This window comes from Bacteroidota bacterium, from assembly GCA_016722565.1.
Lineage (GTDB): Bacteria > Bacteroidota > Bacteroidia > 2-12-FULL-35-15 > 2-12-FULL-35-15 > 2-12-FULL-35-15.
Genome location: JADKIU010000001.1, coordinates 300,575 through 322,946 on the forward strand (window position 1 = coordinate 300,575; position 22,372 = coordinate 322,946).

The 22,372-nt window shown below is 35.8% G+C and carries 15 protein-coding genes; 7 read left to right on the forward strand and 8 right to left on the reverse strand.

All coding sequences use genetic code 11. The annotated features are described in order from the left end of the window. Positions 1-45: 45 nt before the first annotated feature. Positions 46-1,506, forward strand: a complete 1,461-nt coding sequence (locus IPP64_01190; GenBank protein MBL0328049.1) for a hypothetical protein — start codon at positions 46-48, stop codon at positions 1,504-1,506. Here IPP64_01190 and IPP64_01195 read toward each other — a convergent pair. Beyond that, positions 1,499-1,912, reverse strand: a complete 414-nt coding sequence (locus IPP64_01195; GenBank protein MBL0328050.1) for an ATP-binding protein — start codon at positions 1,910-1,912, stop codon at positions 1,499-1,501. The two genes, IPP64_01190 and IPP64_01195, sit on opposite strands and share 8 nt — an antisense overlap. Before the next feature lies 1 nt (position 1,913). After that, entirely contained in the window at positions 1,914-5,318 is a 3,405-nt protein-coding gene (locus tag IPP64_01200; GenBank protein ID MBL0328051.1) for a DUF4175 family protein, read from the reverse strand. A gap of 322 nt (positions 5,319-5,640) precedes the next feature. Between IPP64_01200 and IPP64_01205 the strand changes: the two genes are divergently transcribed. Continuing rightward, positions 5,641-6,162, forward strand: coding sequence for a ferritin (locus tag IPP64_01205; GenBank protein ID MBL0328052.1), 522 nt, complete (start codon positions 5,641-5,643; stop codon positions 6,160-6,162). Positions 6,163-6,215: 53 nt separating this feature from the next. On the opposite strand, the gene metX is transcribed toward IPP64_01205, so the two are convergent. Further along, the gene (gene metX / locus IPP64_01210) at positions 6,216-7,220 is read right to left on the reverse strand and encodes a homoserine O-acetyltransferase (protein MBL0328053.1); all 1,005 of its coding nucleotides are present in this window, start codon (positions 7,218-7,220) and stop codon (positions 6,216-6,218) included. Positions 7,221-7,288: 68 nt separating this feature from the next. On the opposite strand from metX, the gene IPP64_01215 reads away from it, so the two are divergent. Together IPP64_01215 and IPP64_01220 are read left to right on the forward strand one after the other, a co-directional pair. Beyond that, entirely contained in the window at positions 7,289-7,708 is a 420-nt protein-coding gene (locus IPP64_01215; protein MBL0328054.1) for an OsmC family protein, read from the forward strand. A 158-nt stretch (positions 7,709-7,866) separates the two neighbouring features. Next, positions 7,867-9,042, forward strand: coding sequence for an aminotransferase class I/II-fold pyridoxal phosphate-dependent enzyme (locus IPP64_01220; protein ID MBL0328055.1), 1,176 nt, complete (start codon positions 7,867-7,869; stop codon positions 9,040-9,042). A gap of 15 nt (positions 9,043-9,057) precedes the next feature. On the opposite strand, the gene IPP64_01225 is transcribed toward IPP64_01220, so the two are convergent. The 4 genes from IPP64_01225 to IPP64_01240 form a co-directional block, all read right to left on the reverse strand. Then, complete coding sequence (locus tag IPP64_01225; protein MBL0328056.1) at positions 9,058-12,210, reverse strand: SpoIIE family protein phosphatase; 3,153 nt, start codon at positions 12,208-12,210, stop codon at positions 9,058-9,060. A gap of 18 nt (positions 12,211-12,228) precedes the next feature. Further along, positions 12,229-13,212, reverse strand: a complete 984-nt coding sequence (locus tag IPP64_01230; protein ID MBL0328057.1) for a hypothetical protein — start codon at positions 13,210-13,212, stop codon at positions 12,229-12,231. A 117-nt stretch (positions 13,213-13,329) separates the two neighbouring features. Continuing rightward, on the reverse strand, positions 13,330-14,508 hold the full coding sequence (locus tag IPP64_01235; GenBank protein MBL0328058.1) for a thioredoxin family protein: 1,179 nt from the start codon (positions 14,506-14,508) through the stop codon (positions 13,330-13,332). A 22-nt stretch (positions 14,509-14,530) separates the two neighbouring features. Continuing rightward, positions 14,531-15,100 carry a 1-acyl-sn-glycerol-3-phosphate acyltransferase gene (locus IPP64_01240; GenBank protein MBL0328059.1) on the reverse strand — a complete coding sequence of 190 codons (570 nt, stop codon included), beginning with the start codon at positions 15,098-15,100 and terminating at the stop codon, positions 14,531-14,533. Positions 15,101-15,222: 122 nt separating this feature from the next. On the opposite strand from IPP64_01240, the gene IPP64_01245 reads away from it, so the two are divergent. Together IPP64_01245 and IPP64_01250 are read left to right on the forward strand one after the other, a co-directional pair. Beyond that, positions 15,223-16,443, forward strand: coding sequence for a DEAD/DEAH box helicase (locus tag IPP64_01245; GenBank protein ID MBL0328060.1), 1,221 nt, complete (start codon positions 15,223-15,225; stop codon positions 16,441-16,443). A 113-nt stretch (positions 16,444-16,556) separates the two neighbouring features. Beyond that, complete coding sequence (locus IPP64_01250; GenBank protein ID MBL0328061.1) at positions 16,557-17,348, forward strand: T9SS type A sorting domain-containing protein; 792 nt, start codon at positions 16,557-16,559, stop codon at positions 17,346-17,348. A gap of 73 nt (positions 17,349-17,421) precedes the next feature. Here the strand turns inward: IPP64_01250 and IPP64_01255 are convergent, their stop codons facing one another. Beyond that, positions 17,422-19,056, reverse strand: coding sequence for an ATP-binding cassette domain-containing protein (locus IPP64_01255; GenBank protein ID MBL0328062.1), 1,635 nt, complete (start codon positions 19,054-19,056; stop codon positions 17,422-17,424). Between the two features lie 186 nt (positions 19,057-19,242). Here IPP64_01255 and IPP64_01260 point away from each other — a divergent pair, with 186 nt between their 5' ends. After that, the gene (locus IPP64_01260) at positions 19,243-22,368 is read left to right on the forward strand and encodes a SpoIIE family protein phosphatase (protein MBL0328063.1); all 3,126 of its coding nucleotides are present in this window, start codon (positions 19,243-19,245) and stop codon (positions 22,366-22,368) included. The last annotated feature ends 4 nt before the right edge of the window (positions 22,369-22,372 follow it).

Here is a 22,372-nt window from a genome sequence, read left to right on the forward strand (position 1 = left end):
TATTAAATTAAATTTGTAATTTTCTTACGTATTCAAAACATAAATATGAACATACTCAACGAAGTCATCGGAAATATGAATAAGGAGGAAACACGAAGTTTCAAGCTCTTTATCAATCGTACAGAAAAGGCAACAGAAAGAAAAGATGAGCTGTTGTTTGATTTTATCCGCAAGCAATACCCGGAGTATGACGAAGAAAAAATTCTGAAAAAACTGTACGATACGGAAGATAAAAACGCACTGTATCGTTTGAAAAACAGGTTGTTTGATGATATCGGCAAGACTTTAACACTGCATTATTACGATGCCAATGAATACAATATCGTTTTAAATTATTTGTTTTTGTCACGTTTGTTTCAGAATAAAGGACAAGCCGCAACGGCCTATTATTACTTAAACAAAGCTTTCCGAAAGGCAAATGAAAATGAGCAACTGGACTGGCTGGATATTATTTATGGGGAATTTATAAAGCTTTCGCACGAAACATTGGAAATTAATCCGGAAGTATACATTCAAAAACGAAAGGACAATCGTTCGAAATTGAATAAGGTGCAAGAGATTGATGATATTTTGGCTGCATTGATTTATCGGATTAAAGTTTCTCAAAATTTTGCAAAACAAAGTACCGAAATTTTAAAGCTCCTTCAAAAAACAGTCAATGATTTTGCGAAAAGCAAGGACGTAAGGAACAGTCCGGTTTTACGCTTTAAAATCTATCAATCTGTTAGCCGTATTTTATTACAGCAACAAGATTATAAATCACTTGAAAAGTATTTGTTGCAGACGTTTGATGAGTTTTCAAAAGAAAAATTATTTAATAAAAACAACCATGATACAAAACTTCAAATGCTTACGTATTTGATCAATTCGTTGTTTAAAAATGGTAAAATAGACCTTTCGTTAAACTATGTGGAGAAGCTAAAATTAGCCATGGAAGAGTTTGGAAAGACACTTTACGATAAGTATTTGTTTTATTATTATAATTCATTGGTAATTAATTATTCGGTAAAAAATATTGATAAAGCGATTGAGATTCTGCACGAAGCGAAAGACAATGCCAGCATTCAAAAACTTTCGATTTACAATGTGTTTGTGTATTTGAATTTGGCGGTGTTGAATTTTGACAAAAAGAATTTTAAGGAATCGTTAAAACATTTGGTAAAGCCGATGATGCAGGATGCTTTTAAGCACTTGGATGAGGCTTGGCATCTGAAACTGGCGGTATTTGAATTAATGATTCGATATGAATTGGGAGACTTTGATTATTTGGAACATAAATCCGAACGTATTCGGAAGGAGTATTCCGCGCTATTGAAAAAAGAGGAGTATGTGCGTCAGAAGGAAATGGTGAAAGTGATTGAAAAGATGATGAATGCAGAAGGTATAAAAAAGAACAAGCAACTGTTAAAAGAAATTAACGTGTTGCTTGATGGGGAAATGTTAAAGAGTAGCTCAGATAGCGATATAATAAACTATAGCGATTGGTTGAAAACAAAAGCTAGTTAGCCATTTTGAAATCCAACACCACTTTGCTGCCATTGTCTTCAAATGAAACTTTGTCGGCCAAGTTGCGCATTAAAAATACACCGCGACCATTCGGGTTTTCAATGTTTTCAGGATTGGTTGGATCCGGCAAGTTATCATAATTAAATCCTTTTCCTTCATCTTTTACAATGAATGAAACATGATCGGGGAAGGATTTAAAGAAAATATCGATATTTTTCTTTGGGTTTGCTTGATTACCATGATAAATTGCATTGTTTACTGCTTCAGTAATCGCTACAAGTATATTTCCGTAATAATCTTCGCTGATGTTGAACAAATCACACACATCTTCTACCATACGCTCAACAAGAATGATATTCTCTGCTCTTGAAGCGATTCTGATTTTTTGATTTTCTGCAAGTACCATATTAGTTTCCAAAGTTGTTGAAGTATTGGTTTACTTTTGACTTAAAGAAAGGAGTTAAGGACGGTGGAACCGTTTTGAGTAATTCCGTTTCTTTTTGTTTCAGCATATTATACTCCAAAAATTCATTAGGGTTACTAAAATTTGCATTTTTTGATTCATTTGATTGTCTTTTTTCATCCATTTCTCGTTCTTTCTCCGCCTTTTCGCTTTCTAGCAAGCGAGTCAGGATTTCTTCTTGGCGCTTTAAAGTTTCCGGACTGATGAGTTTATTGACCAAATCCGTCTCCGTTTCTTCCATTTTCTCAATAATTTTGCTCATTCCTCCGGCTCCTTTTCCATCTTTATTGATTTGATCCGACATTTTTTGCAATTCTTGGCGCAAAGCAGCCTGTTGTGCAGCAAGTTGAGCCAATTCTTTACTCATTCCTCCCATGCCCATTCCAGGTTTGTTTCCTGGTTTATTGCCACCTTTTTCCATCCCATCTTTCAGCTTTTTAATTTGCTGATTGAGTTGTTCCTGCATTTTGCGCATACTGGCCATGGATGGTTTTTCTCCTTTTCCACCCGGTTTTTTACAGCTACCACTTCCCGGTTTGCTGTTTTTAGCATTCATCTGCATTTGTTTGAGTGCTTCATTGAGCATCAATGCCAGATTATTGATAGAGGTCATGGCGAATTGTTGACGACTTAATGCTTCTTGTTTGTGGTTTTTTCCATCATATGCAGGGGTTTGAGATTCGGTAATTTCTTCCGAAGCTTTGTCCATGTTCATATTGATTGCACTAATTTCTTTGTTCACAGCAGCAGCAATTTGCGGTACCCGTTTGCTAAGCGCCAACAATGTATCTTCAATCATCTTCGAATCATCTTTCAATTTCTTCTGCTTCTGATTGATTTTCACATATTGAGGATCGTTGGGTTTTGTTTTTGTCAATTGTCCCATCAATGCTTCTTGTCCGAATGACAGCTGAATAAGATTTTCCAATAAGCCTCTCATTTTATCAATGTCTTCCTCAGCTTGTTGTTGTTCTTCTTGTTGCTGTGCTTTCTCCATCTGCTGGCTCATTTCTTCCATTTTTTGAGAAGCATCTTTTTGAGATTTGGCAGCATCTTTCTTTTTGTTTTCATTCAGATTTTCGCTGCTTTTTTGCATGTCACTTTTTATTTCCTCCTGCTTTTGATCTGTGTTTTCAAGCTTTTTAGGTTCTTCCAATTCGTTGTTCTTTTTTTCAAGCTCTTTCAAATCCTTTTTCAAATCCTCAAACTTTTTATTTAAATCGTCTTGTTTTGCTTTTTGGTCTTTAGCATCCGTCTTTTTCTCTTCTGATTGTTTGGCAAGTTCTTCTTGCTTTTTTGCCAAATCATTTAGTTTATCAATGCTTTCTTGAAGTTTTTGTTCTACTTCTAATTGTTTGAAAATTTCGAGGTTGCGATCTAATTCTTTTAATAAATCTTTGTTTTCCAACTTCATTTTATCCAAAGCTTCCTGCACTTTATCCTTATCCATTTTTTCTAAGAGTTTTTGCAACTCATCGTATTTTTCTTTCAGCTCAGGAGTCATTACCTTATCAAACAACTCTTCGAGTTGTTTTTGTTTTTCTAAAACCTCCTCGTTTTGTTGTTTGTATTCATTCTTTTGCTCATTATTCTGTTGGTTTTCATTTTTAACCGATTCGATTTTCTTTTGAAGATTTTTTTGTTTGTCGAGTAATTCTTTCAATTTCTTTTTTTCTTCCCAGGATAAATCTTTTTTCTCTGCAACCTTGCGTTGTAAGTCAGCAAGCTCTTTTTGCACCTCTTTTGCTTCACGGATGCTTTCTTCCAAATCTTCCTTAATCTTATTATTGTTTTTGTCGGTATTTTCTTCCAGCTCTTTTAATGTAGGAGCTTTAAAAATCATTTTATGGCTGCGCGCTGACTTACTGCCTGTTACACCATCGTTATCCCAAACTTCAAAATAATATTCAACCTGGTCTCCCGGAGCAACTCCCAATTCGGTCATATCCCAGTAGTGAAAAAACTGGTCTTGGGTAACCCCTTTGCTAAGTGCAATGGGAACACCGTTGGCTGTCATCTTCTTGTAGTTGTCGGTTGCAGCAGAATCGTTGTTTGTGATAAAACGATAGTTAAACGAAAGTTTGTTAAATCCATAGTCGTCTTTCACTTCGCCACGGAAATAGATGCGTTTATTAGAGGTAGAATCCTTCTTTTCTGCTACGGTAATTTGGGGGTAAGCGTCCGGAATAACATTAATAGAATAGGTAACAGAATCTTTGCTTTTCAAATATTGATTTGCTGTGGTAACAGAATAATTTTTGTCGCGGAACAAGCGGGTGGAATAACTAAAATTATTTTCACGTGCAGGAGCAACTGAAAAAGAGGTGTCGTTAAAATTTAACCGAATTTGTTCGGTATTTTGAGTGTTGAAATTCCAGCTGAGTTTGGTTCCTGCAGGGATTACCAAGTCGCCTGTATTTTTAATTACTTCATCTTTTTTATTTAAATATTTCGGATACGACAATGCAATATCAAAACTTAATAAGATTGGGTTGGGCAGTGCAACCAACTCGTATTCCTTTGATTTGAAGCCATCAGCAACGAGTTGAAAGGGGATGCTTTTTTGAACATTCTTAAAGAGGTATGTAAAATTGACAATGTTTTCTTTGTCCAACTTAAACTCATTGCCGTCAATTTCAACAAATACATTTTCAGGAACTTCATCACCGGTGAGTTTTACTTTCAACTCATAATCTTGTTGCGTTACCGTTTTTAAATCAGAATTCGTAATCACAAATTGAAACGGAGCTTGTTTTTCAAAATATTCGGTATGTTTCACCAAGCGCTTTGTTCCATCAGTGATGATGCTGGGTGCGGCAAAGAGAATGACAGTAATCAGCAAAATCGGAATCAGCGCATATTTTAGATATTTTTTATTTTCTGAAAAATCAACTGCAGAAGTAAATGGAATAGGTTTTAATTCCAGCGTTTTTTGATTGATGCTAGCTTCAATTAGTTGATAGTTATTCGTTGTCGGTGGTTGGTTGGTGTCTTGAAGCGATTGTAGTTGCAATACATTCAACAGTTTATCTTGCACATTCGAAAAGTGTTTTCCAATGATTGCAGATGCTTCTTCGTGCGAAATAATTTTCCCGATTTTATAAAGTTTGGAAACGGGAATAGCGATGTACTTCACTAAAATGAAGAGAGAAGCCAAAACAAAGGAATAAAAGAGAACGGTTCTGACAGCAGAGTTAAAATGAGCAAAGTATTCAAGCGTAGTGGCAGACACAAAAAATAATAAAACCAAAGCCGTACTATAAATTACTCCGCGTAAGAGCAGATTTTTATAATACTTACGGATGAATTCATCCAGCTTTTCAATTAAATTTTGATAGTTGCTTGACATGCGATTCTATAACGTTGTTTTCAGGACTTTGTTACATATCCAAAGGTAGTGAATAATTAGGCTGTTTCATAATGAATGTGGTATCTAATAAAAAAAATTTAACAACAAAGAAACATATGATTTTGCTGGTTAAAGAAGGACATAAAACCATGAAAAAAATCGTTTTAACGATTTTTGGCTCATTGTCTCTCATGGTTTTCTTTTTCTTTTCTTTTTTTCTATGTTTCTATGTGGTTAGAATAAACAAAAAATGCTTTAACTTTGTTTTAGTTAGTGGATGCAATTTGAATGAATAATCCATAATTATAAAAAACAAAAAACTATGATCGCAAAAAAAGTAGAATCAGCTTTAAATCAGCAAATCGAGCTGGAAGCAGCATCTTCACAATATTATTTAGCAATGGCTTCTTGGGCTGAAACACAAGGTTTAGAAGGTGTTGCAGCCTTTTTATACACACATGCAGATGAGGAGCGCATGCACATGCTTAAATTGATAAAGTATGTAAACGAGCGTGGTGGACAAGCGTTGATTCCGGCATTAAAGGCACAACCGCAAAAATTTAAATCAGTACAATTTGTATTTGAGGAAGTATTGAAGCACGAAGTATTGGTTTCAAATGAAATTAATAATTGTGTTGAAGTGTGTTTGAAAGAAAAGGATTATACAACACACAACTTCTTGCAATGGTATGTTTCTGAGCAAATTGAAGAAGAAGCATTGGCTCGCAAAATCCTAGATAAATTAAAATTTATTGGTGGAGATAAGAGTGGTTTATATTTCTTCGATAGAGATTTGGGTAGTATTTCTGTTGCGGATACTGGCGCAGATAAAGGAAACGCATAAAATAAAAAAGCCTCGTTTGTCGACTTCGCTCGAAATGACAAACGAGGCTTTTTTTAATTCATCTCTATTGCCTCCCCAATCAACTTGCCTTCAATCAAAAATCCATCGTGCCCATAAGGAGAATCAATTTCCACAAATTTTGAATTTGGAATGTGCTGCGCCATTGTTTTTTGTTCGGCAATCGGACAAAGGAAATCGCTGGAGATGCCGATGATGGTTGTTTTTAAGGAAATACTTTTTAATACATCTTCGAGTGTCCCTCTGTTGCGAGCGATGTTATGCGAATCCATCGCCTTTGTTAAAATCCAATAACTATAAGCATTGAACCGTTTTACCAATTTTTCACCTTGATAATTGATATAAGAGCTTGCTTTGAAATTGTCTAATTTATGTTCACTGTCCGTTTGTGTTTTCACAAAGGCATCGTAATTTCTATACGTGAGCATGCCGATTGCTCGCGCAGTTTTTAGTCCGGCTGCTCCTGCTGTCTGGTGATGTTCTTTCCATGTTAAATCCGTTTCAATTGCCAAGCGTTGCGCTGTATGGATGGCAATACCCCAAGCTGATTCTTGCGCACCAGTAGCCACCAGCACCATGTTTTCAAAAACAGTTGGTTCTGTTAAAGCCCATTCAATTGTTTGATAGCCACCCATCGAGCCACCAATAATGGTGTTTATTTTTTCTATTCCTAAATGTTTACGCAAAATGATATGCGCCTGTACCATATCACGAATCGTTACTTGTGGGAAGGAACTATAAAACGGTTTTTGTGTTTCAGGATTAATGCTTAATGGTCCGGATGAACCATAACAGGAACCAATAATATTTGCACAAATGATAAAGTGGTGTGCAGGATCGTATTTTTTTCCTGCCCCCACGAGTGTGTCCCACCAATCTGCAACATCACTGTTTGCAGTAAGTGCATGACAGAACCAAACCACATTACTTTTATCGGCATTGATTGCTCCATACGTATGGTAAACAACATCCAACGTTTGTAAGGTTTGCCCGTTTTCCAGTTTTAACGGTTGGCGATATGTAAAAAAGTGTTTATTCATATTAACCAAAGCAAAACTAATCAAAATATACATCAATTACTTACCTTTGAAATTCAAAATTAATTAGAATGAGAATAGAACTAAAACGATTGGATGATGCCTTTCACTTTGAAGCAATTAGTGAAACAGGAAATGTTGCGCAAATGGATGCGGGGGAGAATATTGGAGGACATAATAAAGGTGTTCGTCCGATGCAGATGTTATTGATGGGCTTGGGTGGTTGTAGTGCAATTGATATTGTTTTGATATTAAAAAAGCAGCGACAGGTGATTGAAGATTTTACAATTAGTATTGATGGCGAGCGTGAGCACGGGAAAGAGCCTTCGTTGTGGGAAACAATAGGACTTCATTTTAAATTTAAGGGACAAATTGATAAAGAGAAAGCAGAGCGAGCGGTTCAATTGTCGATGGAGAAATATTGTTCGGTTTCAAAAACGTTGGAACTTGCGGGAGCCAAGATAACATACAAGGTCTCCGTGAATGAATAAGAATAGGAACGCAGATTTATTATGATTTTTATGATAAAAAATGATTAATAGGTTTGGGTTCCGGTGTTATTTAAAACAAAAACATAATATGAGTAAAAATTTTATGTTTTAAAAATCTTAACAAATCATAACCATAATAAATCTGCGTTCCCATATCAATGCCCATGAAAAAATTTGAAACAAACGCCATTCGTACACAGTCGGAAAGAACTGAAAACAGAGAACATTCTGTGCCGTTGTATTTAACATCGAGTTTTACATTTGAGGATGCGGAACAGATGCGTGCTATGTTTGCAGATGAATTGGAAGGAAATATTTACAGTCGGTTTTCCAATCCAAACTCAACAGAATTTGTAGAAAAAATGTGTTTGATGGAAGGCGCAGAGGCTGGTTATGCAACCGCTTCAGGGATGTCTGCTATTTTTGCAAGTTTCATGGCATTGTTAAAGAGTGGCGATCATATTTTGTCTGCCAGTTCTATTTTTGGTTCTACCCATACGGTGATTACAAAATTTCTACCGAAATGGGGCATTGAGCATACATATGCGGATATCAATAAACCGGAGACTTGGGAAAAATTGATTCAAAAAAACACAAAAATGATTTTTGTGGAAACGCCTTCTAATCCGGGGTTAGATATTGTTGATTTGGAATGGTTAGGAATATTGGCAAACAAGCACAACATTATTTTAAATGTAGACAATTGTTTTGCTACTCCTTTTTTGCAACAGCCGATAAAATATGGAGCACATTTGGTAACACATTCAGCTACAAAATATATTGATGGACAAGGTAGAGTGTTGGGAGGAATTGTTGTCGGGAAAAAAGAATTGATTAAAGAGATTCATACATTTTGCAGAAGCACAGGTCCGGCATTATCCCCTTTTAATGCTTGGACACTTTCAAAAAGTTTGGAAACACTGGCTATTCGCATGGAACGCCATTGTCAGAATGCCCATAAATTGGCGGGGTTATTAGAAAATCATCCGGAGGTAGAGCAAGTGCGTTATCCATTTTTATTATCCCATCCTCAGTTTGAAATTGCAAAAAAACAAATGAGTATGGGCGGTGGAATTGTTACGTTTGAAATTAAAGGAGGAATAGAAAGAGGAAGACGATTTTTGGATGCATTACAAATGTGTTCGTTAACAGCAAATTTAGGTGATACGAGAACCATTGCTACGCATCCGGCATCCACAACACATGCTAAATTATCGGAATCAGAAAGAATCGAAGTTGGCATCACACCCGGAATGGTGAGGATTTCTGTTGGGTTAGAAAACATTATTGATATTGTTTCTGATATTGAGCAGGCGCTGGAGGCTTCGCGTTGAAGCTGCGTTCCATTTCTATAATTTCAGCCCCATAAACAGAACATCATCAATTTGTTCGTAACCACCTTTCCAATTATTGAAATAGTTTTCAATAATCATTTCTTGTTTCGCAATAGGGAGTGTTTGAATTTCTTGAAGAATATTTTTTACGCTTGCAATCTTAATTTTTTTCCCTTCATCCCCACCAAATTGGTCGGGGTATCCATCTGTGAATAAATACAAGATGTCTCCTTTCGCGAGCTGAATATCCTTTGTTTCGTATTGTTGTGTATCAGTACTTTCTTTTTTCAGAAGAATTAGTTCTTTGTTTTTTGAAATAATTATCGGTCGTTTTGTAGATGCAATTCTAACAAAATGTGTTTTCAAATCAATTTCACAAATCACAACATCAACTCCGTCTTGAGTTTGATGGTGTTCTCCGTCAGATTGTTTTAGCAGAATTTTGATTTCTTCATCTAGTGAAGCAAGTGCAAAGGCAGGTGAATTGATGCCCTTTCTAGAAATAATTTCTTTCAACAATGTGCTTCCAATCATGCTCATAAATGCGCCTGGTACTCCATGTCCTGTGGCATCAGCACAAACTACAATAAGTTTATCTCCATAACTTTTGAACCAATAAAAATCGCCACTCACAATATCGCGAGGTTGAAAAAAGATAAAGGAATCGGGGAGATATTTTTGTAATGACTCTAATTCTGGAAGAATGGCGTCCTGTATTCGTTTAGCATATCGAATACTATCTGTAATATCTTTATTCTTTTTTTCAATTTCTTCTTTTTGAAAGATAACTTCTCTTGTTTTTTCGTTCAATGCTTTTTGCAATTCTAACTCAAATTTTCGATGATTCCGTTCTCTGATTTTAAGTACCAGATAAAAGCCATAAATAACAATTGCAATGCATAAAATGATAAACCAAGCTTTTTTCCAAATGGGAGAAGCAATTTTTATTTTGATACTGAAGGGGGATTGATTGCAAACACCATCGTTATTGTATGCTCGAAGCAGGAAGGTGTATTCCCCATCACTTAATTTTCCGTAACGTGCAAAAGCATTGTTGGTTTTGTCTGACCAATCAAGATCGTATCCCTCTAATTTATATTGAAACAATACATGCGTGCTTGATTTGAATGTGATACCAACAAAATCAATTCGTATGCGATAGTCGTCATAGGGTAAAACAGTATCGCGTGTAAAATCAATTTCCTTATCATTTATTTTAAACGAGGTAACATTCACGATTGGAGGAATAAGGTTTTTTACATCTTTGTGTGGGTCAAATTTTGCGCTACCCATCGTTGTGCCGAACCAGGTATATCCTTCTGTATCTGTAAAAGAGGCTATTGGATTACAATCACCCAGAACACCTTCATTCTTATCAAAAACATCGATTTCGTTTGTTTTGGTTTTGATTCTACTTAATCCTAAGCGATGACCAATCCAGATGTTGTTCGAGCCATCTTCTACAATGCTATAACAGTAATTTGATTTTAGTCCTTTTTCAATGCCATATTTTGCTATAACGGTATCTTTTATTTTAAACACCCCATGTCCAAAAGTTGTAACCCAAATATTTTTACTGTCATCTTCTAAAATTCCAGATACATTTATTAAATCAACTCCATTAAAGATTAAAATGTTTTTTACTTCATCTTTTTCATCAATATGAGAGATATAATTGCTGTGAGTGACAATCCATAATTTTTTATCTTTTGATATTACAATTTGGTTGATGTTGTTGTGCGTTAATCCACTTTCTGTTGTGAAATGAGTTTTGATTTTAGCTTTGGGCTCTAGCTTAAAAATCCCCCCTTTGGTTGCAACCCAAATCACATCATCACTTACCGCGATTGAATTGATTGATTTACAAAGTTGGTCATCACTCAATTCAATTTTTGTGAATGTGTTTTTTGCAATGTTTAAATTAAACAAACCGTTTGCATTCGTTCCAATAGCAATCGTGTTTGAATCGATTTGACAAATCGCAGTAACTTTATCATCGACAAAACCATTTTTGTGATTGAAGAATTCCCATTTTTCTTTTGATCGTAAATCAATTTTGATGAGTCCGTTTTCTACACCAAACCATTTTTCTTTTTCGGTAATATAAAGCGCATTCACACTATTGCTGTATTGTTTTTGAGTGTGTGAATAAAACGAAAAACAATTATCTTGAAGTTGAACTAATCCGGAACCATAAGTTCCAACCCAAATATTGCCTTCGTGATCAGCATAAATACTTTTTGTGTATTTGTTTTCCAGTCCATTTTCTTCAGAAAATTGCAAAAATTCTTCGTAGTTTAATGTGCTTGGCGATAGCAGCAGTTTTATTACTCCTTCGCCAAATGTTGCAATCCAAAGGTTGGAAAGCTTGTCTTCATAAACATCCTGTACGTTTTTAAATTTTAGAGATAGTTTATCTCCTGTACGACTTGCATTGAAGCTATTTATATTTGAGACAGATGGGGTTAACAAGAACAAACCTTCATCTTCGGTTCCTACCCAGATGCTACCTGAATTGTTTTTTTTAACAAGGCATTGAATTTTTGTTTTTGGAATAGTTTCGATTGTTTTTGAAAAGAGAGGTTTTCTTTTGTCTCCGGATAAGTCGTAAAGCATCAATCCTTCGCCTGTTCCAACAAGAAGTTGATTGTTTTTGGTGAGTGCGAGTGAAAAAATGGTTAACTGATTAAATTCCATTTTAAAAACATCCACTTCAAATGCTTTACTTATTCTGAAAATTCCATCGTTCTGTGTAGCACACCAAACACCGCCTTTTTCGTCTGAAATGATGGTTGTAACCGGGCTTTTTGAAAAGCCACTTGTGTTGATTGTTTTGAATGTTTTCCCATCAAAGAAAGTAATCCCTCCTTGGTTATGCCCAAACCATAAATTACGATTAATGTCTTTGTAGCTACTGGTTACAAAATTGTCGGCAAACCCGTCAGTGGAATAAAATGATTTAAAACTGATACCGTCAAATTTACATGCCCCATCACCCGTTCCAGCCCAGAGATAACCCTTTTTATCTTGATTGATTGTGTATACATACGGTTGTGTAATTCCATTGTCGATGCCAAACGTTTTGATTTGATACGACTGAGAATATGCAAACGAAGAGAAAAAAATTGCTCCTAAAAAACCTAAATATGTAATAAATAATTTTTTCAAAAGCGTAAAATCTTGAACTTAATAGGGTGTTGTTTTTTTCTTTTGTTTGAATTGAATTTTACTGTTTTTTAATGGAACTCCTCCGATTGGGACGGTATATATTGGTAATAAATTTCCGTCTTGATTGGTTACATAGAGTGTAACATTGTTGTTCTTTATTAAAATATTTTTATTTTTTATAAATTGGACATCCAGTGTTGTTTTCTTTTCTTTTTCAACAATAATGTGAGTCGTGTTTTCCCAAACATTATCTCCTGATGCTTTGCTAAGTTCGCCTTTTTTTGCCATGGAAACAATATTTACATTCCCATCGTTGTCAAAATCAAAGTTAGATAATCTTACGGAATATACATTTTGTTCCACATAGGGATAAAGATGGGCAATGTCTTTTTGATTATCTGACAAGCGGAATGTATATTCAAAAGTAAATGCATTGCCACCTTCAATAGGTTTATTCTCGGTTAGAGAGGAACTTAAAAAGTATTTGTAAAGGTTGCCATCATCACCACTAATTCCTTCCGCGATAATCTTAAAAATATAACCGCCATATTCGGGAACTAGTTCGCCTTCTGAGGGGTTAAAAGGACCGAAGGTATACCACTCTCCATCATAAACATCACTACTAACAAATGTTTTTGAAGCAAGTAAATTGCCACTTTTGTATTTGCCACCTGGATCTTTTAAACGAACATCTTTATTGGTAAAAGATTCTTTCCCGCCATACACCGAAAATTTTGTGGAGGTATTGTATTCCCCTTTTTTCTCATCAAATTCAGCGCTGGTTTCTGCATCAAATACACGAATATAGATTGGGGTCACTTGGAATTTAGGAATAACAAAAAAGTAGGTTTGTGAAAAATCATCATCGCCCCATGATTTATCTCCGTCTTTTCCGAATGTAACTAAAAATGGAATGTTTTCTTCTACCGCAGGAACTTGCTGAGCAAATGAAAAATTTAGGATGAGCAGAAACCCGAATGTGAGTGGCAATAGGTTTTTCATACAAGGTAAATGTATTCAAGTTTGTTACATACTACTCCGAAAATTGGACAAGGGGCAAAAATCGCCCGACTAAGTTTGTTTCGGCAGGTATAAGCTATTGCCAAGAATCATTCCCTTTTACTTCAATGCGTTAATTTTTTCTAGAAGCAGTTCTGTATCTTTATAGTCAGCACCACTTATTTTGGCAAGTTCAATTGCTTTTTTTGCGTTTTTTTCTGCGTCTGCTTTTTTCCCTAATTTGAATTGAACTGCTGCGTAGGTGTCGAAGAATGCCCAGTCTTGCTGTAATTCAGTTGCTTTTTTTGCCCATGCTTCAGCATTTTCTAGCATTTTTTTGTCATCAATGTTTTCATAGAAGGCCCATGCATATGAGTTTAATTCCCCTGGATTTTCAACTTTGCATTTTAGAATATAGTCGGAAACGGTTGAAGCATATTGTTTCCAATCTTGGGATTGTTGATACAAAGCAATTTCAGATTGAAAGAGGATGGTCTGAGCTTCGGTGGTTTTGGATTTTTGAAGTTTCGCTTTAATAATTGCATAGTCATCCGTGTTCTTTGTTTTTGCTGCTGTCCAAAGCCCACTTCCGTATACTTGGTTGGCTTTACTTTCAACAAAATCCGCGCCATATAAGTGTTTATACTTTTCCATGGTTGATTCAAATGTTTTGAAAACAGGTGAGTGGTAATCTGTTACAAATTGATAAATAATGTCCCAGTTGCCGCGACTTGTCAATTCCGTCTCTTTCAATGATGCGAAATAGTTGTTGATTTCTGTATCGTATTTTTGACATGCTTTTTCCGACAACGAAAAGAAGGCAAAAGCAACCGAAGAAGAAATTGCTCCTTTATTGAAATTCGTTTTTGCAGTAGCAAATCGTTTTTCAGGCGATAGTGCATCTTGGCCATCTGCAACAAAGGATGCAACACTACCCGATCCGCAGATGCGATGTAATTGTGTTCCATCGCTGTTTAAATAGATCAATGTTGGATAAGCTCTGATGCCATATTTTTTTGCGATTTCAATACCTTCTCCTTTTTCCATGTCAATTTTTGCGTTGACAAAGTTTTTGTTGTAAAAATCAGCGGCAGTATCATTTGTAAACACATTTTTTGCCATCCATTTGCATGGACCACACCAAGTGGTATAGCAATCCACAAAAACCATTTTGTTTTCTTTCTTCGCTTTTGCTAATACTTCATCAAATGTGCCGTGTTCAAATTCAATTGTTCGGTTTTGTGCAATTGAAATGCTTACAATAAAGAATGCTGCGAAAAGAAAGGTGATTTTTTTCATGTTTGTGATTTTCGTTGATGAACTATTTGCTCAATTCTACGTCTAAAGAAAAATTCTCCGGATTTTTACCTTTTATATGTTTATAAAAATCCATTATTTGTTTCATGTCTTTTTGGAAATCGCCACTCGGATAAATAATTTTGTCGACACCGCAAGTTTTGGTTTCATAATTTATAAAAGCCAAAGCAATAGGAACATTGGCTTTAAGAGCAACATAGTAAAATCCGGTTCTCCACTTGTCAACTCTTGACCGTGTTCCTTCGGGCGTGATAACCATTCTTAATTCAGCATGCGTTTCAAATAATTCGGCAATGGAATCAACAGAACTCTTTTTCTCACCATCGGTGTTTTTTTTGTTCCTGTCGATAGGCAATGCCCCTAACGACAACATTAATTTTTTAAATGGAAATCGCACCCATTCTTTTTTGATAATGAACCGCTGGTTTAATTTCATCACCTTAACTGCACCCATTCCAAAAATAAAATCCCAATTACTGGTATGGGGAGCGACTATAATAACGCACTTTTTTATATCATCAGATAGGTAGTGGCTAACTTTCCAACCAAAAAGTGTGAAGATGAATTTGAACATTCCTTTTTTTTATCGAGACGAATATAAAAGAAATACTTATTAAAACCTACATGCAGGAGGAAAACAGACTTTCATATCCCAAAATTTAAACGTATCTTCGTATAAACATAAACGAAATAATTTTGAAGTTCAGCGATTTAAATTTTCATACCAACTTACAAGAGGGGTTAGATTCAATGGGGTTTGAGACTCCTACACCAATTCAGGAACAAGCGATTCCTATTATATTAAAAGGAAAAGATTTGATTGGATGCGCACAAACAGGAACCGGTAAAACCGCTGCTTTTGTATTGCCTATTTTAGATAAAATTTCCAAAAATCCAACAGAAAAAACGGATACATTGATCATTGTACCGACAAGAGAATTAGCGTTGCAAATTGACCAAGCCATACAAGGATTTTCTTATTTCACCTCCGTTAGCTCCCTTGCTATTTACGGTGGAAGCGATGGAAGTGTTTTTGAAAAAGAGAGACGTGCATTGACGGAAGGTGCTAATATTATTATTGCAACTCCCGGAAGGTTGATGGCTCATTTGAATATGGGCTATGTGAAATTAGAAAGCTTAAAACATTTGATTTTGGATGAGGCCGATCGCATGTTGGACATGGGATTTGTGGATGATATTTTAAAAATTACGACCTACCTGCCAAAGGATAGACAAACACTTATGTTTTCAGCTACCATGGCGCCTAAAATAAGGACACTGGCAACGAAATTGTTGAAAGAACCTGAACAAATCAGCATATCATTGGCAAAACCTGCAGAAGGCGTTGTTCAGGGTGCTTATTTGGTGTACGATACTCAAAAAAACAATTTGATTAAATCCTTATTGGAAGGAAAAGATTTGAGTAGTGTTATTATTTTCGTTTCTACAAAAATAAAAGTAAAAGAGCTGGAGCGCGACTTAATAAAGGCCGGGTTAAAGGCAAAAGCAATACATTCTGATTTGGAGCAGCTGGAACGAGAAGAAGTACTCAGAAATTTCAGAAGCAAACAATTACAAATCTTAGTTGCAACAGATATCCTCTCTCGTGGAATTGATATCGAAGACATTGGTTTGGTCATCAATTATGATGTTCCCGGAGAACCTGCGGATTATATCCATCGAATTGGAAGAACTGCTCGTGCAGCATCTACAGGAGTGGCACTCACATTTATTAATGAATACGATCAGCAAAAATTCGCGCAGATAGAAACATTGATTGCTGCTGAGGTAAATAAACTTCCATTACCGGAAGGCTTTGCTCCAGGACCGGTATATGCTCCTGAAGTAAAAATTAAAAAGCCTTTCAGCGGAAAGAAGAAACCGTTTAGTAACCAGCGTAAACCAATCCGTAAATAAGGGAATCGCTTTTTTTGGTTCTATCAATTGCTAAGAATCGGAATGTTTAAAATTGACAAACATCGATTTTTGAACGTAATTAGATTCATATTAACCCCTAAAACCCAAAGCCCATGAAAAAAATTTACATTTTAATGATTGCTTTTCTAATGAGTTTTTCCGTTAGTAAAGCACAAACAACGCTTACTACAGCTGTTGATTTTACAGTAACAGATCTTGATGGAAACACATTCAATTTGTTTAATGTATTAAACTCAGGAAAATATGTTTGTATTGATTTCTTCTTTACAACCTGCGGTCCTTGTCAAGCGACTTGTCCTTATTTTAAAGAAACCTTTACAAACTATGGTTGCAATACACAGGATGTAATTTTTATTTCTGTAGATCAAGGAAATACCGTTGCTGAATGCCAAGCTTATGAAACCACATACTTAGGCGGAAGTCCGGGTTACCCAACTATCAGTGGAAATGATGGCGGTGGAAATGCTGTGGTTGCTACTTATGGAATTTCAGCTTTCCCAACGTATATTTTAATTGCACCAAGCAAAACGATTGTTGAACAAGATATGTGGCCAATAAGCAGTGCAGCTAATTTCGATTCTTATTTTGCTTCAAACTCATTAACACCGAAAGCATGTTTATCCGGAATTTCTGAATCAGCTTTGGCAAACAATATTTCTGTTTTTCCTAACCCTGCAGTAAGTAACATTGTGATTGAAACATCGAACAGTGAAAAGGTGAATGTTGTAAAAGTATTTGACGTGTTAGGAAAACAACTAATGAATCAAGTTGTGGATGGTGTTGAACGTATGGAGTTAAACATTTCTGAATTAGAAAAAGGAATGTACTATATGGAAATTACAACTGCGAATGGTGTTGCGGTTAAGAAATTTAATAAAGCATAAACCAAGATTTTATCACCTTGTTGGGATAAAGGATCATAAAAAAATCCGCTTCATTTATGAAGCGGATTTTTTATTATTTCACTTTTGCTAATTTGGGATACATTTTTTCTTTGAGAGCTTTTACGCCTTCATCGGTAATGTATTCATCATATGTCATTCGTTTATCAATAATTCCGTTAGGGGTAATTTCAATGATACGATTTGCAACTGTTTGCATAAACTCATGATCATGAGAGGTGAATAGCGCAACATGTTTCCAGTCTTTTAATGCGTTGTTAAATGCAGTAATTGATTCCAAATCCAAGTGATTGGTTGGTTCATCTAGAATCAAACAGTTTGCATTGGTTAACATCATTCGGGAAACCATACAACGCACTTTTTCTCCACCGGAAAGCACATTCGATTTCTTTAAGGATTCTTCTCCTGTAAATAGCATTTTACCTAAAAATCCGCGGACATAGGTTTCGTCTTTATCTTTTGAAAATTGACGTAACCAATCTACCAAGTTGTGATCTTCCGTAAAATATTTTGCGTTTTCATTCGGTAAATAGGATTTGGTGATGGTGCTTCCCCAAACACAATTTCCGGTAGTCGCTTGATCTTCATCAGCAAGTATTTCAAAGAAGGAAGTGATTGCAATGTGTTCTTTGGAAAGAATCGCAATTTTATCACCTTTGGTAACGGTGAAGGTGATGTCTTTAAAGTAAGTTGTTCCTTCAGCAGAAATTTTAGAAAGGTTTTCAACGTTTAAAATTTGATCTCCGCAATCACGTTCTGCTTTAAAAATAATTCCAGGGTATTTTCGTGTAGAAGGTTTAATATCCTCAATCACCAATTTTTCTAAAAGTTTTTTACGGCTGGTGGCTTGTTTAGATTTTGAAGCATTAGCACTGAATCGTTCCACGAAATCTTGTAGCTCTTTGCGTTTGTCTTCCATCTTTTTGTTCTGATCGGAGCGCTGACGCAAAGCCAATTGGCTGGATTCGTACCAAAATGTATAGTTTCCGGTGTATAATGAAATTTTGTTAAAATCAATATCGGCAATGTGTGTACATACCGCATCTAAAAAATGTCGATCATGGGAAACCACAATCACTGTGTTTTGAAAATCAGCTAAAAAGTTTTCTAACCAAGCAATGGTTTCCACATCCAAATCGTTGGTAGGCTCATCCAATAAAAGGATGTCGGGGTTTCCCAAAATTGCTTGTGCAAGCAAAACACGTACTTTCTCCTTCCCATTCAGCTCGCTCATTAGTTTGTGGTGATGCTCTTCTTTTACGCCCAATTCACTCAATAAATTTCCGGCATCACTTTCATAATTCCAGCCATTCATTTCAGCAAATACGTTTTCTAACTCTGCCGCTTTGATTCCATCAGCATCAGAAAAATCGGCTTTTGCATAAATCGCATCCTTCTCTTGCATGACATCCCAAAGCTTTTTATTGCCCATCATTACAGTTTGTAAAACAGGAAATGCGTCAAATGCAAAGTGGTTCTGGCTAAGCACGCTTAGGCGCTCTCCGGGGGTGATGGAAACTTGTCCGGTTGTTGGTTCAATTTCACCTGAAAGAATCTTCATGAATGTTGATTTTCCGGCACCATTTGCGCCAATAACACCATAACAATTGCCGGGTGTAAATTTAATGCTTGCCTCATCAAACAAGACACGTTTGCCATAACGCAAGGATAGATTGGATACTGAAATCATTTCATTTTTAATTTAGGGGTACAAAAGTAGTGAAATATCGGTGATTTTTATTGGTTATTTGCTGAAATTTCTTTTATTTAGTGCTGTTTTAAGACTTTTTTTGTGAACCGGAGATTGATAAAAATAACGTTTCCAATTTTTCTTTTGCTTAGTCTTTCTTTTTCAATCAGCGGACAGCAATTGAATATGAAGAACTTCTCAATTGAGGATGGTCTTCCTCAATCACAAATTCTAAATGCATTTCAGGATCATACAGGGGCAATTTGGTTTTCCACCAACGGTGGCGGTATTAGTTGTTATGATGGTTTGCATTTTAAAAACTTCAGTACAAAAGACGGTTTAAGGAGTAATAAAGTAAATGTTGCGCTGGAGGATAAAAACCAGGTGATTTGGATTGGCTCAGTAAAAGGACTTTCACAGTTTAAGGATAAAAAATTATTCATTGTTGATGATACCTTGCTCAATAATAAAAGCATTATGAGCATCCACGAGCAAACCAATGGAAACATCTGGTTGGGAACCTCTTCAGGGATTGTTATTTATGATGGAAAGAAATTTGTTCCTTTTGCAAAAAACGCAGAAATAGGTAACAATCAAATCGCAGCAATTAAACAGGACAGAATTGGGAATGTTTGGATTGGTACTGTATTTAATGGTGTTTACAAGTATGATGGGACAAAGATAATTCATTTTGATAAGTCGAATGGCTTGATTGACCCCAGAACCAGAGACATTCTAATAAATGGTGGTAAAGTCTGGATTGCAACATTTCACGGAGTGAATGTATACGATCCATCCAAAGCATATGCAGGTGGATTAAAGCTGGATACATTGAAGGTAGACGAGAAACCCTATTTGGAAGGGGTGTTTCGCCTTTATAAGGATACGCATGATGCCATTTGGATGGGGAATAATGTTGGTGTTGACAAAATCAGCAATAATAAAATCAGAAGAATTACTCCGGCAAACGGCCTTTGTAATAATCGAATTTACAGTATCCTTCAGGATAAAGAAGGGAATATGTGGTTTGGTTCTTTTACCGGTGGTGTAAGCAAATATGGGAACGATCTTTTTATAAACATCAACGAAAAACATGGCTTGTCAAACAATACGGTTATGTCTTTTCTAAAAGATTCTAAAGATAATATGTGGGTTGGCACTTGGGGCGGTGGTGTTTCAAAAATCGATTTTAATGCTTTTCGAACCACAGGAGAAATAAGCATACAAAATTACGGTTCCAAAAAAGAAGAATCCGGGGTGAACAATACCTGGAGCATGTGCGAAGATAAAAAAGGAAATGTATGGTTTGGTACATCCGGTTCTGGCATTACCGTGTTCGATGGAAAATCTTTTAAGTTGTATCATTTAAAAGAAGGATTGCATGGCATTCGTATTTTATCGATGGTATGTGATAAAAAGGGAAATGTATGGATTGCGCACGAAAACGGATTGGATAAATTTGATGGAAAAACATTTCTTCATTATAGCAGCAATCAAGGGTTTTCATCGCAAGGTGTAAACGCAATTTTTGAAGATAACCTCGGGACATTGTGGTTTGGTTCTATTGATAAAATTATCAAGTACGATGGAAAGAAATTTACCACAATTGTTCGTCCGGAAGGATTTCCTAAAATTCGAAACATTACACGTGATATTTACGGCTATACCTGGTTTAGCACGGATGCCGGTGTTTGTGTTTACAATGGAAAGACCTTTCGAACCATCACCGAAAATGATGGATTGAGTTCGAATACGGTTTATTATGTAAAACCGGATGCGGATGGAAACTTGTGGCTGGGCACAAACAATGGAATTGATAAACTGGATCTCAATCAATTTGTAAATCAAAAAGAAATTGTATTGAAACATTATGGTAAAGAGGAAGGTTTTATCGGATTGGAATGCAATCAGAACGCTTTTTACAAGGACATCGATGGCCGCCTCTGGATTGGAACAATTGGTGGTGTGACGATTTATGATCCAAAACAAGAAAAGAAAAACAGTGTTGAGCCGCAAACACATATCAGCGGTATTCGTTTGTTTTTGGAAGATTTTGATTATAAAATGTATGCAGATAGTTTGGAAAATGGATTGCCCAAAAATTTAAAACTACCGTATGATAAAAACCACTTGACATTTGATTTTATTGGAATTTCTCACACCATTCCATCAAAGGTTCGCTATCAATATATGTTGGAAGGATTTGATGAAAGCTGGCTTCCGAAAGGAAAAGAAACGAGTACGACCTATTCGAATCTTCCATCCGGTAAATACACATTTTTGATTAAAGCTTCAAACAATGATAGATTGTGGAATTCAAATCCGATTGCTTTCACTTTTGAAATTATTCCACCCTTCTGGAAGCGTCCTTGGTTTTTTGTATTTGCAATTGTGATTGGGGTTGGAAGTATTTTTATAACGATTAAAATTCGTACCAGAAGTTTAATTCATTCACGTAAACTCTTGGAAGAACAAGTGGCCATCAGAACAAACGAATTGTTACAGGAAAAAGAAAAACTTCAAGTTGCCTATTCTGAAATTGATGGAAAGAATAAAGACATTACTGATAGTATTCATTATGCGAAAAGAATACAAAAAGCAATCCTTCCTGCTGATGCCCTTATCAAACAATCGTTAAATGAATCCTTTGTGTTTTACCAACCCAAAGCAATTGTAAGTGGTGATTTTTACTGGTTGGAACGTTGGGGCAATGAAATATTGTTTGCTGCAGTGGATTGCACCGGCCACGGTGTACCTGGTGCATTTATGAGTATTGTTTGTCATAATATTTTAACGCAAGCGGTGAATGTACTCGGACTTTCAAAACCTGCATTGATTTTAAATGAAACCAACTCACAGCTTTCTAAAAAATTAAATCAAGATCCGGATGAAGCGACCGTTCGCGATGGAATGGATGTATCGCTGATTGCAATTAATTATCAGAAATTAAAAATTGAATTTGCTGGTGCCAACAATCCGCTTTGGATCATTAGGAATAATCAACTCATTCAAATCAATGGAGATAAATTTCCGATAGGTGCTTTTGTTGGAGAAGAACTTCAGAAATTTACGAATCATGAATACGATTTGCAAAAAGGGGATTGCATCTACATTTTTACAGACGGATTTGCAGACCAATTTGGCGGACCGAAAGGTAAAAAATTTAAGTACAAACAATTTGAAGCACTCTTGTTGGAAAATCACAAACAGCCGATGCAACGACAACGAATCATTTTGTCTAAAACAATAAATGATTGGATAGGAAATTTAGAGCAGATAGATGATATATTGGTAATTGGAATAAGGATTTGATAGG